Annotated in this window: 12 protein-coding genes; 5 read left to right on the top strand and 7 right to left on the bottom strand. The window is 70.8% G+C overall.

Features of this window, described 5'->3' with window-relative positions; genetic code table 11:
- Positions 1–218 precede the first annotated feature (218 nt).
- The 4 genes from AC0QU1_RS14425 to AC0QU1_RS14410 all read right to left on the bottom strand — a co-directional run bounded on the left by AC0QU1_RS14425 (position 219) and on the right by AC0QU1_RS14410 (position 5,189).
- A complete protein-coding gene (locus AC0QU1_RS14425) occupies positions 219–1,115 on the bottom strand; it encodes a metal ABC transporter permease (protein ID WP_483570188.1) in 897 nt (298 codons plus the stop codon).
- Positions 1,112–1,873 carry a metal ABC transporter ATP-binding protein gene (locus tag AC0QU1_RS14420; RefSeq protein ID WP_483576693.1) on the bottom strand — a complete coding sequence of 254 codons (762 nt, stop codon included), beginning with the start codon at positions 1,871–1,873 and terminating at the stop codon, positions 1,112–1,114. The genes AC0QU1_RS14425 and AC0QU1_RS14420 overlap by 4 nt, the downstream gene beginning before the upstream one ends.
- Positions 1,874–1,878: 5 nt before the next feature.
- Positions 1,879–2,817 (bottom strand): metal ABC transporter substrate-binding protein, encoded by a 939-nt coding sequence (locus AC0QU1_RS14415; RefSeq protein WP_483570186.1) that lies wholly within the window; start codon positions 2,815–2,817, stop codon positions 1,879–1,881.
- A gap of 479 nt (positions 2,818–3,296) precedes the next feature.
- Entirely contained in the window at positions 3,297–5,189 is a 1,893-nt protein-coding gene (locus AC0QU1_RS14410) for an RICIN domain-containing protein (protein ID WP_483570184.1), read from the bottom strand.
- Between the two features lie 87 nt (positions 5,190–5,276).
- Here AC0QU1_RS14410 and AC0QU1_RS14405 point away from each other — a divergent pair, with 87 nt between their 5' ends.
- Complete coding sequence (locus tag AC0QU1_RS14405; RefSeq protein WP_483570182.1) at positions 5,277–5,912, top strand: TetR family transcriptional regulator; 636 nt, start codon at positions 5,277–5,279, stop codon at positions 5,910–5,912.
- Here AC0QU1_RS14405 and AC0QU1_RS14400 read toward each other — a convergent pair.
- From AC0QU1_RS14400 to AC0QU1_RS14390, 3 genes are read right to left on the bottom strand one after another with little or no spacing between them, the layout of a single operon-like run.
- The gene (locus AC0QU1_RS14400) at positions 5,888–6,544 is read right to left on the bottom strand and encodes a response regulator (protein WP_483570180.1); all 657 of its coding nucleotides are present in this window, start codon (positions 6,542–6,544) and stop codon (positions 5,888–5,890) included. The two genes, AC0QU1_RS14405 and AC0QU1_RS14400, sit on opposite strands and share 25 nt — an antisense overlap.
- The gene (locus AC0QU1_RS14395) at positions 6,541–7,977 is read right to left on the bottom strand and encodes a sensor histidine kinase (RefSeq protein ID WP_483570178.1); all 1,437 of its coding nucleotides are present in this window, start codon (positions 7,975–7,977) and stop codon (positions 6,541–6,543) included. The genes AC0QU1_RS14400 and AC0QU1_RS14395 overlap by 4 nt, the downstream gene beginning before the upstream one ends.
- The gene (locus AC0QU1_RS14390) at positions 7,974–8,807 is read right to left on the bottom strand and encodes a CPBP family intramembrane glutamic endopeptidase (RefSeq protein WP_483570176.1); all 834 of its coding nucleotides are present in this window, start codon (positions 8,805–8,807) and stop codon (positions 7,974–7,976) included. The genes AC0QU1_RS14395 and AC0QU1_RS14390 overlap by 4 nt, the downstream gene beginning before the upstream one ends.
- 359 nt (positions 8,808–9,166) lie before the next feature.
- Between AC0QU1_RS14390 and fxlM the strand changes: the two genes are divergently transcribed.
- The 4 genes from fxlM to AC0QU1_RS14370 are packed head-to-tail and all read left to right on the top strand — an operon-like array spanning position 9,167 to position 14,753.
- Positions 9,167–10,396, top strand: a complete 1,230-nt coding sequence (gene fxlM / locus AC0QU1_RS14385) for a methyltransferase, FxLD system (protein WP_483570174.1) — start codon at positions 9,167–9,169, stop codon at positions 10,394–10,396.
- Between the two features lie 54 nt (positions 10,397–10,450).
- Complete coding sequence (locus tag AC0QU1_RS14380; RefSeq protein WP_483570172.1) at positions 10,451–10,609, top strand: FxLD family lanthipeptide; 159 nt, start codon at positions 10,451–10,453, stop codon at positions 10,607–10,609.
- Positions 10,573–13,644 (top strand): lantibiotic dehydratase, encoded by a 3,072-nt coding sequence (locus AC0QU1_RS14375; RefSeq protein ID WP_483570170.1) that lies wholly within the window; start codon positions 10,573–10,575, stop codon positions 13,642–13,644. The genes AC0QU1_RS14380 and AC0QU1_RS14375 overlap by 37 nt, the downstream gene beginning before the upstream one ends.
- The gene (locus tag AC0QU1_RS14370) at positions 13,641–14,753 is read left to right on the top strand and encodes a lanthionine synthetase C family protein (protein ID WP_483570168.1); all 1,113 of its coding nucleotides are present in this window, start codon (positions 13,641–13,643) and stop codon (positions 14,751–14,753) included. Before AC0QU1_RS14375 ends, AC0QU1_RS14370 begins: the two co-directional genes overlap by 4 nt.
- The last annotated feature ends 5 nt before the right edge of the window (positions 14,754–14,758 follow it).

The raw sequence follows: 14,758 nt of genomic DNA, 5'->3' as shown, positions 1-14,758 counted from the left end.
AACCGAACGTTACGTGTGCCGGACGTTGCCGAGCCGCAAGTTACGTGTCGATCAGGCCTCGGATGGACCCGTGACCTTCGGTTCGACGGTTGGGCCGAGACTTAACCTTCGGTTCGGCGGGGGTCGGCACGCGTAACGTTCGGTTCGACGCCGGTGGTGACACGCTCAACTTGCTGTTCGGCGCCGTCCGGCACGTCGACGCCGGTGGTGACACACGCTCAACCTGCTGTTCGGGCGCCGTCCGGCAGGTCGACGGCGGCGGACCGGTGGCGGCGCGCCGTCAGGCGCCTGCCGAGCAGGCCGTGGTGCGGGCTGAGCAGGTAGACCAGGGCGAACACGACACCCTGGACCACCACGACGAGCCCGCCGGAGGACGCGTCGATCCAGTAGCTGAGGTAGATGCCGACCACGGAGCTCGTGGCGGACAGGAGCGGGGCGATGACCAGCATGCGCCCGAACCGGTCGGTGAGCAGGTGGGCCGTGGCGCCGGGGATGATGAGCATCGCCACCACGAGCACGACGCCGACCACCTGCAGCGCGACCACCGCCGTGAGGGCGAGCAGCCCGAGCAGCAGCGTGCCGAGCAGTCGCGGGTTGAGGCCGATGGCGTGGGCGTGGGTGGGGTCGAACGCGTAGAGGGTCAGGTCGCGCCGCTTGACGATCAGGACGACGAGCGCGACGAGGGCGAGGATGCCGATCTGGACCAGGTCGGCGGTGGAGACGCCGAGGATGTTGCCGAAGATGATGTGGTTGAGGTCGGTCTGGCTGGGCGTGACCGAGATGAGGACCAGGCCGAGGGCGAACAGCGTGGTGAACACGATGCCGATGGCGGCGTCCTCCTTGACGCGGCTGGTGCCGCGGATCGCACCGATCAGCGCGACGGCGAGCAGCCCGAACACGAGCGCGCCGAGTGCGAACGGGGCGCCGAGCACGTAGGCGAGCACCACGCCCGGCAGCACGGCGTGGGAGACGGCGTCGCCCATGAGGGACCAGCCGATCAGGACGAGCCAGCACGACAGCAGCGCGCACACGACCGCCGCGATGACGGTCGTGGCCAGCGCGCGGACCATGAAGTCGTACTGCAGCGGCTCCAGGACCAGGTCGAGGGGGCTCATGCGATCTTCTCGTCGTCGAGCACGTCCAGGCCGAAGGCCAGGGCGAGGTTGCGGGGGTCGAGGGCCTCGGCCACCGAGCCGTGGAACAGGACCCGGCGCAGCAGCAGCACGGCGTCGTCGGCGAGGTGGGGGAGGGCGTGCAGGTCGTGCGTGGAGACCAGCACGGTGCGACCGTCGTCGGCGAGCTCGCGCAGCAGCCGGACGATGGTCGCCTCGGAGCGCTTGTCGACGCCGGCGAACGGCTCGTCCAGCAGGAGGATCCGCGCGTCCTGGGCGATGCCGCGGGCCACGAAGGCCCGCTTCTTCTGCCCGCCGGAGAGCTGCCCGATCTGCCGGTCGGCATACTCGGTCAGCTCCACACGTTCCAACGCCTGGTCGACGGCGGCGTGGTCGGCGGGTCGGGCGCGCCGGGTCAGGCCCTGGTGGCCGTAGCGGCCCATCATGACGACATCGCGGACCGACACGGGGAAGGCCCAGTCGACGTCCTCGCTCTGCGGCACGTACCCGACCACGCCGCGCCGGCGGGCGAGGGCCGGCTCGGCGCCGTCGAGCAGGACGCGGCCGCGGTCGGGGCGGACCATGCCCATGATCGTCTTGAACAGGGTGGACTTGCCCGAGCCGTTCATGCCGATCAGGCCCGTCACCTGCCCGGGCGCCACCCTCAGGGACACCCCGTCGAGGGCGAGCACCTCGCCGTAGCGGACCCGGACGTCGTCGACCTGGATGGTGGCGGCCGGGTTCATGGTGGTGTGGTGCATGGTGGTCACGACTCCTGCCCGGTGAGCGCGTCGATGATGGTGCCGGTGTCGTACCGGATCAGGTCGAGGTAGGTCGGCACGGGCCCGTCCGCCTCGGACAGCGAGTCGACGTACAGGGTGCCGCCGAACTCGGCGCCGGTGGCGTCCACGACCTGCTGCATCGGGTCGTCCGAGACCGTCGACTCGCAGAACACCGCCGGCACGTCGTCGGCCTCGACGAACTCGATGGTCGCAGCGATCTGCTGCGGGGTCGCCTGCTGCTCCGCGTTCACCGCCCAGATGTACTGCTCGGTGAGGCCGGCGTCGCGCGCGAGGTAGGAGAAGGCGCCCTCGCAGGTCACCAGCGCGCGCTGGTTCTCGGGCAGCGTGGACAGCTCTTCGACGAGCTCGTCCTGGACGTCCTGCAGCTCCGCCTTGTACTCCTTGCCGTTCGCCCGGTAGTCGGCGGCGTGCTCCGGGTCGAGGTCGCTGAACGCGGCGACCATGTTGTCCACGTAGACCTGCACGTTGAGCGGGCTCATCCACGCGTGCGGGTTCGGCGTGCCCGCGTACGCGTCCTCCACGATGTCCAGCGGCTCGACGCCGTCCGAGACGACGACGTGCGGCACGTCCACCGACTCGACGAACTGCTGGAACCACAGCTCGAGGTTCAGCCCGTTGTCGAGGATCAGGTCCGCCTCCGAGGCCTTCGCGATGTCGCCCGGCGTCGGCTCGTAGCCGTGGATCTCCGCCCCGACCTTGGTGATCGACTCGACGCGCAGGTGGTCGCCCGCGACGTTCTGCGCGATGTCGGCCAGCACCGTGAACGTCGTCAGCACGACCGGCCGGCCGTCGTCGTCCGCCCTGCCGATGCCGGACGACGAGCACCCGGCGAGGATGCCGACGACCAGCGCGACGGGGAGCGTGAGACGGGCGACGGCGGCGGGTCCCGGAGAGCTCGGCATACTCACGACCCTAAAAGTTCGGGCACCCGAAAACAAGTTCTTGGACCTGCGAAGTCATGGCGTGTCGAGGGCTGGGTCGACTGTCTACTGGTCGGCTGCCGACTTGTCGACTCGTCGACTGTCTGCTCGTCGGCTGGTCGAACCGAAAGTTGCCCGTGCCCCTGACTGACAGCAGGGCGCCGAACCGAAACGACACGCCGAATCTGACCTCGGATTCGGCGTGTCGTTTCGGTTCGGCGCCCGCCATCGTGAGCAACTTGCGGTTCGGCGCCCGCGGCTGCGAGCAACTTGCGGTTCGGCGTCGGTGGACCGACGGGTGCCTTGCGGTTCGGTGGGCGAACCGCAAGGCACCGGTGGCCTCAGCTCACGCGGGTGAGTCGACCTCAGCCGACTCGGGTGAGTCGGCCTCAACCCACTCGGGTGAGTCGGCCTCAACCCACTCGGGTGAGCCGGCCTCAGTCCACTCGGGTGAGTCGGCCTCAGCCCACGCGGGTCAGCCGGAAGACCTGGGTGGCCCCACCCGTGCACGGCTGCTGGGTGAACCGGGTCCCGTTCGACCCGGTGGCCGAGCCGAGGGTCAGGCACGAGCCGCTGTGCCGGGCCGTGAAGGTGAAGCCGCCGGACGTCGCCGTCGGCCGCCACTGCTGGTTGGTGCCGCCCACGTAGGTCCAGAGATGCACCTGGGTGCCGTTGGCCACGGCGCCCGCGCCGCCGTCGACGTCCCACACCTTGCCGGCGTGCTGGTTGACCACCTGGTAGTAGCCGCCGGTGGTGGGCGTGAAGCGCCAGCGCTGGTTGGCCTGGGCGGCGTCGCCGCAGGTCCACTGCTGCAGGGCGGTGCCGTCCGCCGTGCCCCAGTCGGCGGCGTCGAGGCACTTGCCGCTCGCCGACGGCGCCACCTGGTACCAGGCCGCCGGGTCCGGCACGGCCGGCGTGGTGCTGGACTGCGGGTCCCACCGGTACGTGGCGACGGCGCGGCCGGGCAGCGTGTGGGTCAGTGAGCGGCCCTCGTCGGTGATCGAGAACGTGCGGCTGGCGGACGTCGCGTTCACGACGAACGCGACGCGGGTGCCGTCCGGGTTCTGGAAGACGACGTTCTGCAGCCCGCCCGAGGCCTCGCTGGTCGAGCCGATGCGGCGCGCTCCGGCGTCGACGAACTTGCTGACGTGGCCCAGCACGTAGTACTCGGCGTTGCGGGTCACCGTGCCGCCCGCGATCTCGACGACGCCGTTGCAGCGGGTGCCGCAGTGGCCCTGGTGCGGCCCGCCGCTCTGGTTGAGCGCGAGGTTCCAGTTGATGACCGTCTCGCCGCCGTTGCGCATGTTCCGCACCACGAGGTTCTCGGCGTGCCAGACCAGCGTGTCGCCGAAGGTTGATGCGGCGTTGTCGCTGTCCGTGCCCGAGCACTCGGTGAAGTAGACGCGCTTGCCCGCCGACACGACCTGGGCCTGCGCCTCGGGGGAGCCGCCGTAGCAGTGGAACGCTGCGCCGACGACGCGCGAGATGCCCGCCGTGCGGGCGAACACGTCGAGCGGGTAGTCGGGCCGGTCCCAGTTGTGGTCGTAGGCGAAGAGCTGCGTGCCCAGGCTGGCGCTGGTCAGCCGCGCGTCGAGCACCCGGAAGAACTCCGCCTGCTCGGCGGACGACATGCTCATGGACGGGTAGCTCGTGGCGAACAGCGGCTCGTTCTGGACCGTGAGGTCGCTGAGCGTCACGCCCTGCTGCGCGTAGGCCTGGATGGCCCGCACCAGGTAGTCGGCGTACTCGTCGTAGTTCTCGGTGCGCAGGCTGCCGCCGTTCAGCGAGCCGCCGGTCTTCATCCAGGCCGGCGGGGACCACGGGCTGCCCATGAACCGGATGTTCGGGTTGACGGCGAGGGCCTGCCGCAGGACGGGCAGGATCTCCTGCTGGTCGCGGGCGATGCTGAACTGCCCCTGCGTGTCCTCGTAGGTGTAGAAGCCGCCGGAGTTGAAGTCGGTGCTGCCGAGCGGCTGGCGCAGGTAGTTGAGGCCGATGCCGTCGCCGGACCGCGAGAACAGCGACCGCAGCAGGCTGTCCCGGGTCGCGGCGGGCAGGTCGTTGATCAGCGAGGCCGACGCCTCGGTGACCGATGCGCCGGCGCCGGTGAACCGCTGGGCCACCTGGCCAGGGTCCACGCGGATGTCGACGGGCTGGGGTCCGGTGTCGAAGGCCAGGTCGCCGCCGTCGGCGAGCTTGCGGCTGCCGTCGGCGGTGGTGACCCAGACGTGGGCGCTGGTCGGGGCGGCGGCCGCCGAGCTGGCGGCCGGGCCGATCCCTGCGGCGCCGACGGCCAGGACGCTCAGCGTGGCGAGCGCCGTCCGGACGGACCCGGTGCGGGTGGTGCGCGTCATTGCGACTCCCTTGGTGGGTGGGTTTTGGAGGGAGCGTACTCCTACTTACCAAGTACTCGGTAGGTAGAGAGACCGTAGAATCGCCGGATGACACCAGAAGCCGGCGGGGCCAGGGTGCGGCGCCCTCCCGCGGAGCGCCGGGCGGAGATCCTGCGGATCGCCATGGAGACGTTCGCGGAGCGCGGCTACCAGAGCGCGTCGCTGGCCGAGATCGCCGACCGGGTGGGGCTGACTCAGGCCGGCGTGCTGCACTACTTCTCGTCGAAGGCCGGCCTGCTCACCGGTGTGCTCGACCTGCGCGACTCGACGGACATCGAGGAGCTCGGCAGCGAGCGTCCGCGCGGCCTGGCGTTCCTGCGCCACCTCGTCGAGACCACGCGGCGCAACGCCGAGCGCGAGGGGATCGTGCGGCTCTACACGGTGCTCGCGGCCGAGAGCGTGACGGCGAAGCACCCCGCGCAGGCCTGGTTCCGCGGGCGGTACCAGGGGCTGCGCGGCCTCGTGGTCGAGGCGCTCGACGAGGCGCAGGGCCGGGGGGAGGTGGCGGCCGACGTCGACACCGAGACGGCCGCCCGGGTGATCATCGCGACGATGGACGGGCTGCAGCTCCAGTGGCTGCTGGAGCCCGGCTCGGTGGACATGGCGGCGGCGACCGAGACGGCGATCGTCCGGCTGATCGGCAGGGAGCTGCCGCCCGGTCAGGTCACCAGGCCCGTGCGGTAGGCGTGGACCACCGCCTGCACGCGGTCGCGCAGGCCGAGCTTGGCCAGGATGCGCGACACGTAGGTCTTGACGGTCTCCTGGCTGATCACCAGCGCTGCCGCGATCTCACCGTTGGACAGCCCGTCGGCGATGAGGCGCAGCACCTCCAGCTCGCGCGGGGTCAGCACGTCGTCCGGCGCGCTCTGGGCAGGCCGGATGCGCGCGGCGTACCTGCCGACGAGCTGCCGCGTCACCTCGGGGGCCAGGAGCGCGGCGCCGCTCGCGACGGTGCGGATGCCCTGGAGGAGCTGCGCGGCGGGGGCGTCCTTGAGCAGGAACCCGCTCGCCCCCGCGCGCAGCGCCTCGTAGACGTACTCGTCCAGGTTGAACGTCGTCACCACGAGCACCTTGACGGGGTGCGTCACTCCGGCCCCCGCCAGCAGGCGGGTCGCCTCGATGCCGTCGAGCACCGGCATCCGCACGTCCACCAGCACGATGTCCGGCTCCAGCCGGCGGGCGAGGTCGACGGCGGCGCGCCCGTCCCCGCACTCGCCCACCACCTCGAGGTCGGGCTGGGCGTCGATGATCGTCGCGAACCCGGTGCGGATCAGCGCCTGGTCGTCGCAGACCAGCACCCGGACGGGTACATTCACGGCCGGCCCGCCGGAAGGGCGGGTACCTGCGGGATCCGCGCCCGGACGACGAAGCCGCCGTCGTCCCGCCGGTCCGCGGTGAACTCGCCGCCCAGGGCGTCGACCCGTTGGCGCAGCCCGGCCAGACCGCGGCCGCTCCCGCCGGGCGCGGCGGAGCGCGGCGTGGGGTCGTCCGCGCCAGTTCTAGCGGCGTCCGTTCTGGCCGCGCCCGTTACGGCCGGGGCGGGCGCGGCCGTACCGGTCCCTGCTGCGTTCGCCTTGGCCACACTCGCGTCGGCCGCCTCGGCTCCCGTTGTGCTGACCTCCACGATCGTCTCCCTCTCGGTACGGCGGACGCGCACCACCGTACGGCTGCCGTAGGCGTGCTTGAGCGCGTTGGTCAGGGCCTCCTGCACCACGCGGTACGCGACGAGCTCGGCACTGCTCGCCGGTGCCGGCGCCGTCCCGTCCTCGGTGAGCTCCACCGGCTGCCCGGCCTGCCGGGTCCGCTCGACGAGCTCGCGCAGCCCACCGTCGGATTCGTGCGGCCCGCCGCCGGATTCGTGCAGCTCGCCCTCGGACTCGCCCAACCCGCCCTCAGACTCGCCCAACTCGCCACCGCCCAGCCCACCCGCGGACGGCGTCCGCGCGGCCCCGTCGTGACCCGGGTCGAGCAGGTCGAGCAGGCGCCGCAGGTCGGCGATGGCCCGCCGTCCCGTGTCGGTGACCGCGTCGAGGGTCCGGCCGAGCCGGTCGGGCGCCGCCGTCAGATACTTCGCCGCCTCCGTCTGGACGACCATCGCCGTGACGTGGTGCGTGACGACGTCGTGCAGCTCGCGGGCGATGCGGGTGCGCTCGGCGGTGCGGGTCTCCTGGGCGACGAGGCGGCGCTGCTCGGCCTCGGCGGCCCGGCCGGCGCGCAGCCAGGCACCGATGCCCCAGGCGAGGACCAGGGCCAGGTAGAACGTCACGAACCCGTCCGGCCCCTCGGTCGAGCCGAGCCGGTCGAGCGCGAGCGCCAGCGCCACGTACGCCACGGTGAGGCCGACGGCGACGGCGCGCCGTCGGCGGTCCAGGTGGAGGCCGGTGCTCACCAGCGCGATGCCCAGCGCGTTGCCGGCGAACGACTGGTAGGCTTGGAGCTGGCCGACGGCGAAGCCGAGCGACACGAGGGCGATGCACACGGCGGGCCACCGCCGTCGGACGGCGAGCGGGAGGCACAGCAGGGCGACCACCAGCACCGCCCACCCGTCGGAGGGGCGGGCGGGCAGCTCGCCGAGCTGCGTGCCGTAGTCCCGCAGCACCGGCAGGAACGCCGCTCCGGCCAGCCCGAGCGCCAGGGGCAGGTCCCGGACCACGACGTCGAGCCGTCGCCAGCGGTCCGGAACCCGGCGCCGCCACCAGTCTGGAACCCGGCGCCGCCACCGGTCCGGAACCTGCCGCAGGTCGGTCACCGGGGGAGCCTAGCGGGCGCGCCGGCCCGGGCGGAGCGCCGGGCCGGGACGATCTGGCCGCGCCGGTGGGCCAGCCACAGGTACACCCCGGCGGCCGCCGCGCAGAACACGATGGAGTACAGGCTGCCCTCCGGGCCGAAGTCGCCGCCGGTGAGCAGCGTCGGACCCGACGTGCTGGCGTCCAGCAGGCCCTGCGGGGTGTCGTTGCCCGAGACTTCGGTGCTGAAGATCGCGCTGCCCGCGATGTTCCAGCCGAAGTGCAGGCCGATCGGTACCCACAGCTTGCGGGTGGCGACGTACGCGGCGGTGAGCAGGCCGCCGGCCTCGATCGCGATCGCCAGGGCGCCCCACAGGGTCGCGTGCGGGTTCAGGAGGTGCACCAGGCCGAACAGGATGCCGGTCACGGCCAGCGCGATCCACGTGCCGGTCCATCCCTCGATGATCCGGAACAGGACGCCCCGGAACATGAGCTCCTCGGTGACGGCGACCGCTGCCATGAAGCCGAGCAGCCCCACCGCGCCGGTCACCGTGCCGAGGCCGCTCACCGTGTAGCTGCCGAGAAAGGCGAGGATGACGATGACGAGGCCGAACAGGGCGACACCGATCAGGGTGCCCCAGCCGAGGCCGGCGCCGGCGCCCGGCGCGCCCAGCTCCACCGGAGCGCGGCGCTCGGTCCGCCGCACCACCCACCGGTAGACGAACCCGGCGAGCACGGCCGTCACCACGCCGACGGCGAGCGCCAGCCAGGGGTTGTCCCGCACCGCCGCGAGACCCTGGCCGCCGAGAAAGGCGACCGCCAGAACTGCCAAGAGCTGCCACACCAGACGCACGATGACTCCTTCGTGAGAGGCCGCGGCCGGAGGGCCGCGGGCTACCTCGAACGCTATGGATCCGACGGCGCGCAGTCGTCACCGCACGGTGGACACCTGCGGGTAGCTCTCACGGGGGATGGGTACGACGAAGGCGAGGAGAGAGTCCTCTCCTCACCACTTTCAACGTATGAGCATCACCCCGGTTTCGGCCTGACGGGACGCAGGTTTGCTCGCCCCGTGGATCCGAGCGATGCGCCGTCGGGAAGTCGGGGTTCGCATGACTTGGGCACCGCTTGGGCACCGTCATCTCCCCGATCGTGCTCACCCCAGGCAGGATCGTCAGCATCAAGCAGGACGCCGATCCATAGGGAGCCACCATGACAGAGCAATCCAGCGTGACCACCGAGGAAAAGGCCGCTGGTCTGCGCGAGCAGATGGTGCAGTACCTGGTCGAGCACGGCGACATGCGCACGCCGTCGGTCATCGCCGCGCTTCGGACCGTGCCTCGCCACCTGGTGGCCGGCGCTGACGCCGAGCGGGCGTACTCGCCGGAGAAGGCACTCGTCACGAAGCGTTCGGCAGAAGGGGTCGGGCTCAGCTCGGTCTCTGCGGCTCGTGTCCAGGCGATGCAACTGGAGCAGGCGGACATCCTCCCCGGGATGCGGGTGCTAGAAATCGGCAGCGGCGGGGTGAACGCCGCCTACCTTGCCGAGCTGGTGGGTGCGGACGGGACGGTTGTCACCATCGACATCGATCCGGACGTGACCGAGCGTGCGCACCAGTTCCTGCTCGCGGCGGGTTACGACAAGGTCGTCGTCGTGACCGGTGACGCCGAGCACGGAGTAGCCCAGCACGCTCCCTACGACCGGATCGTCGTGACCGTCGAGACGCCTGACATCCCTCCGGCTTGGCGCGAGCAGTTGACGCCGGACGGCGTGATCGTGGCGCCCGTACGAGTACGCGGGCTTACTCGTACGGTCGCGCTCGTCCGTGACGGAGAGTCATTGGTAAGTCGCTCGATGGACGTGTGCGGGTTCGTACCCATGCGGGGAGAGGGCGCCAGCGCGGTCGATGTCGTCGTGCTGCACGATGATGCCGGCGAAGGAGTCGGGCTCCGCGTCGACGGGCCCGAGGCGTTCGACAACCAGGCGCTCCGCGAGGCGCTGCACGACTGGCGGGCCGAGCAATGGACCGGTGTGACGATCGGTGGCTCGGAATCGATGGAGTACCTCGATCTGTGGCTGACCACCGCACTGGACCCGATGCCCCTGCTGGCAGCCGAGCCGGGCGCGAAGGCCGCCGGCCTGGTCGCGGCCGCGTCCCCGCTGGGGATCCCGGCCTTGGTCGACGGCGACTCCTTCGCCTACCGCAAGACACGGCCGACCGACCTCCCGGACCGCTTCGAGATCGGCGTGGTCGCGCACGGTCCCCACGCCGAGCGGGTCGCCGCCCGGTACGCCGAGCAGATCACTGCATGGGACACCGCGCACCGCAGCGATCGCCCCCGGCTGATCATCACCCCGACAAGCACATCGGCCCCTACGAGCTCATCGACGTCGCGGACAGTCGAACGGCGACACAACCGCCTCACGATCACCTGGCCCTGAACGGCCAGGGAGCAAGGAACAACCACCACGATTCACTCAACCGGAGGTACACCCATGCCCGGAAACAGCACCGCCCGTCAGGGCTTCGGCGAGTTCGACCTCGACGTGACCACCGTGAAGTCGGCCTCCGTCGTCGGCAACCTGCTGCGCGGCACCACCGACGGCTGCACGTCCACGTGCGAGTCCGCCTGCTCGAACTCGACCTGCAACTGACCGAACCCGACTCCCGGTGCCGTGACGCCGTCGATCAGACCGTCACGGCACCGGGCCTCCACCGGCGCGGAAAGGAGCCACCTGTGTACCGCCATCTTCCCCACGCCCTGATCCGTACGGCCGTCCTGCCTGTCTCCGACGACACTCCCGTGTTTCCCGGTCCAGATGCCGGCGTGCCAAGAGCTCTGGCTTGGCTCGCGTCAGCGTGGGAAAGCGAGCGGTTGCGCCAGGGAGTTCGGAACGCCAGCCCCGACCTCGCAAACGCGGTGGCCACGCTCTTGGAACCAGGTCGGGAGCCAGACCCGCGCGCTGTACGGCGCACTGCGCTCTCGGTCGCCCGATACCACCTACGGGCCATGACGCGATCGACGCCCTTCGGCACGCTCGCCGGAATCGGCCCGGCACGTTTCGCCGATGCGACCTCCGCCACACGGACCGCTGCCGCGATCCGCACCCGGGCAGACGCGCTCTGGCTGGACCGCCAGACAACACACCTGGAGAGCGATCCGGAGGTGGTCCTGCACTCGGTAGTGGTCGCCGACGAGACGATCCGTCGACATGGTGACGAGCTGGTCCTGCCGCATCGTCCGGGTCGTGACGGCCCTGCAGAGGTCCGGCTGCGCGTCACCGGCGCCTTGACCGCGATCCTGGATCTATCTCGGATCCCCACCGCAACGGCCGCACTCCTCGATGCCGTCATAGACCTGTACCCGGACGTGACTCGTGACGTCGTCCTGACCACCGTGGTCGGTCTGGTTCGCGAAGGCTTCCTGCACACCGACGTGCGCCCACCGACAACGGGCGGCGACCCTCTCGGGCACCTCGTAGCACACCACCACACAGACGTCCGCACCGTCGCCGCTGCCGGACCGGGCGATGCCGTGATGACCGATCTGGTGACCGGCACCCAGGTCACGGTCTCGGCGAAGGTCGGTCGGGAGCTGGAGCAGGCGCTCGCGGTCATGGCCCGAATCTCCCCGCACCCGCACGGCACCTCTGCATGGCGCGAGTACCGTACGCGCTTCCTTGAGACCTACAGCCTCGGCACACTGGTCCCGGTCACCGATCTCACCGACCCGGCCGCGGGAATTGGACTGCCGGCCGGATACCGCGGTTTCGAGGCGCTGGTGACCGAGGGGAGCCTGACTGGCCGGGACGAGTACCTGTTGGCGCTGGTCCAGCGCGCCACAGCAGCCCGTCAGCGGGAGGTCGTCCTGACCAGTGCCGACATTGAGCGCCTCAGTGTCGCGGACCCGGTACAGGTCCCGTCGAGCGTGGCGATGAACGTTTCGATCCATGCCCGGTCGACGGCGGCGGTCGACCACGGCGACTTCCGCGTGGTGTGCGGTGGGCTGTCCGTCGCCTCTGGGGTCACGCTGGGTCGCTTTCTGTCGCTGCTGGATCCCACGGAGCGTGCCCAGCGGATCGCGGCTCTGGCCGATCTGCCCACGCTGGACGAGCAAGGGGTGCGGGTTCAGGTCTCCAGCCCGGCGCTGCGCTCGCGTACGCAGAACGTCGCGCGCTCCGTCCAGGCCGTGCCCGACGTCATAGCCGTCGGCGAGTACAACCCGGCGGCGACGATCCGTCTTGCCGACCTGGCCGTGGGAGCCACTACCAGCCGCATGTTCCTCGTCCACCTTCCCACCGGACGGCGCGTCGAGCCGTTTGTGCTGAACGCCCTCGAACCGGTGTCGGCCACCCACCCGATGGCGCGGTTCGTGTGCGAGCTTCCCCGGGCGCACACGGCCGTCATGACGCCGTTCTCCTGGGGCGGCGCCGCGAGCCTGCCGTTCCTGCCCGCCGTACGCGTTGGTCGGGCGATCCTGTCTGAGGCCCTGTGGCGTCTGGATCGCGCAGACCTTGAGGTCCGGGGCGTCTCCCCGGAATACGCCCTGGACGTGTGGCTCGACCTCTGGGATGTCCCGGACAGCGTCTTCCTCGGTGCGTATGACCAACGCGTTCGTCTGGACCTGACCGAGCCCGGCCACCGTGCGCTGCTCCTACACGAGGTCACTCGACATGGGCGCGTGACGCTTACCGAGGCGCCCGGCACCGACGACATCGGATGGATCGGGCATGCCCACCAGCTCACCGTCGAGTTCGCCTCTACCCAACTACCGGCTACTGCCCCGGAACCGTTCGCTGGCCCCGTCGTGACTCGACGTGAGAGCGTCCGCCACCCGGGCGCTTCGTGCACCTGTCTGCTCAAGATCTACGCGCCCCGCGAGCTCGCCACCGCGATCCTGGACGACGAACTCCGCTCGGAGCTCGCACGCGACACTGGAGTCGACGACTGGTGGTTCACCCGATACACGGACCCAGCCGATCATCTGCGACTCCGGCTGCGACTACGCAACGCGGACGACTTCGGCGCCGTCGCCCGGCACGTCGCATCGTGGGCTGCTCGCGCTCGGCGCGACGGCCTGATCAACCGCATCCGTTGGGACGACGACACGCCTGAGCTGGGGCGATACGGCACCGGTAGGGCACTGGACGCCGCTGAGGCATTCTTCGCCGCTGATTCCCGGGCCGCCCTGGCGCAATCGGCATCGGTCCCGCACGGTCACGACGAGGTGGACGGCATCGACCCGAGTGCCTGGCGTGTGGCCGTGGCGGTGGCGAGCATGGTGGACCTGGCTCGTGCATTCCTCGGCGAACGCCAGGGACTGGACTGGCTGGTCCGACACCTTCGCCGCGACACAGGCGCCCATCCCGAGCGCGCCATGCAGTCTCTGGCCGTTCGCCTCGCCGAGCCAGCCGGACAGGCCGTCCTCAACCAGACACCGTCCGGTCAGCGCGTCCTCGCCGCCTGGGCGCACCGACGAGACACCTTGCACCGCTACGCCGCGCGCCTGGCTGCTGCCGAGACGGACCCGGCAGGTGTTCTGGGGGCGCTGCTGCATATGCACCACAACCGCGTACTGGGCATCGATCCCGACGGCGAAGCACTGATCCTGCGAACCGCGCGCACCGTCGCGCTGTCACACACATCTCGGCACAAGCAGACCGGCGACCGTGAGGCGGCATTCGCATGACCACCAGCGATCCCGTTCCGGCCGTGGCCGGCCCGCCATCCCTCGCCCGCCAGTCCTTATCCCGCGGCGACCTGGGCAGCGCGCTGCTGTGGGCGGTGCGCGCTGACTCCAGCGACCGAACAGAAGCCTTGGGCCGAGCAGCAAGAGGAGCCATGCCACTGGTCGACGGCCCACGAGCGGGGATCTTCTTCGGGGCGCCAGCCCTGACCTTCGTCCTGCACGTCGCGGGCTGGAAGGGCCCCGCCATGACTCACCTGGACGCCGTCGTGACAGCACACGTGCGGTCCAGACTCGCCGTGGCACACCAACGCATCGACGCACGAGAGCCCGCCGCGTTCGCCGAGTACGACCTGATGCACGGGTTGTCGGGCATCGGTGCTCTACTCCTGGCCCGCCGAACCGACCTCGACACCGCCAAGGAGCTACTGGCCTACCTTGTTCGGCTCACCGAACCCGTCCGCGGCCATGACGGTGTGAGGCGACCCGGGTGGTGGGTGTGGCACCAGCACTCGGCGCCCCAGGAGCCGGGACCGCACGCAAATGCCGGCCTCACCCACGGCATCACCGGCCCTCTGGCGGTACTCGCCCTCGCGATACGACGCGGCGTCCGTGTACCTGGAGATCTGGACGCAATCGGTCGAATCCTCGACTGGCTGGACGACAATCGCCATCCCGACGGTGGATGGGCGCGATGGTCGGGCGATCGGGACCGGGGACCGCGAGCAGCGTCCTGGTGCTACGGCACCCCCGGCATCGTGCGCGCACAACAGCTCGCCGCAATCGTGACCGGAGACGCACAGCGCAAAAGCCGTGTCGAGCAGACACTGGCCGCTTGCCTCGGAAATGCCGCACAGGTCGAGGCGCTGACAGGGTCGGGGATCTGTCACGGGCCAGCGGGAATTCTCCAGGTCGTGCGTCGCGTCGCCGCTGATGCCACCGACGCGCACTCGTTCGAACCGTACCTCGCGGACCTGACGAGCCGTCTTCGCCGTGCTCCCGCCTCGCGGCAGCCCGGGCTGCTGGAGGGCCAGCCTGGAGTCCAGCTCGTTCTGGAGCATCCGCCTCGCCCGGACGTCCCTGACTGGGACGCCTGCCTCGGGTTGGCCTGACGGGA

The sequence above is a fragment of the Promicromonospora noduliphila genome, from assembly GCF_056951025.1.
The sequence above is the reverse complement of the archived record's forward strand: the minus strand, read 5'-3'. Positions and strand labels throughout refer to the sequence as shown.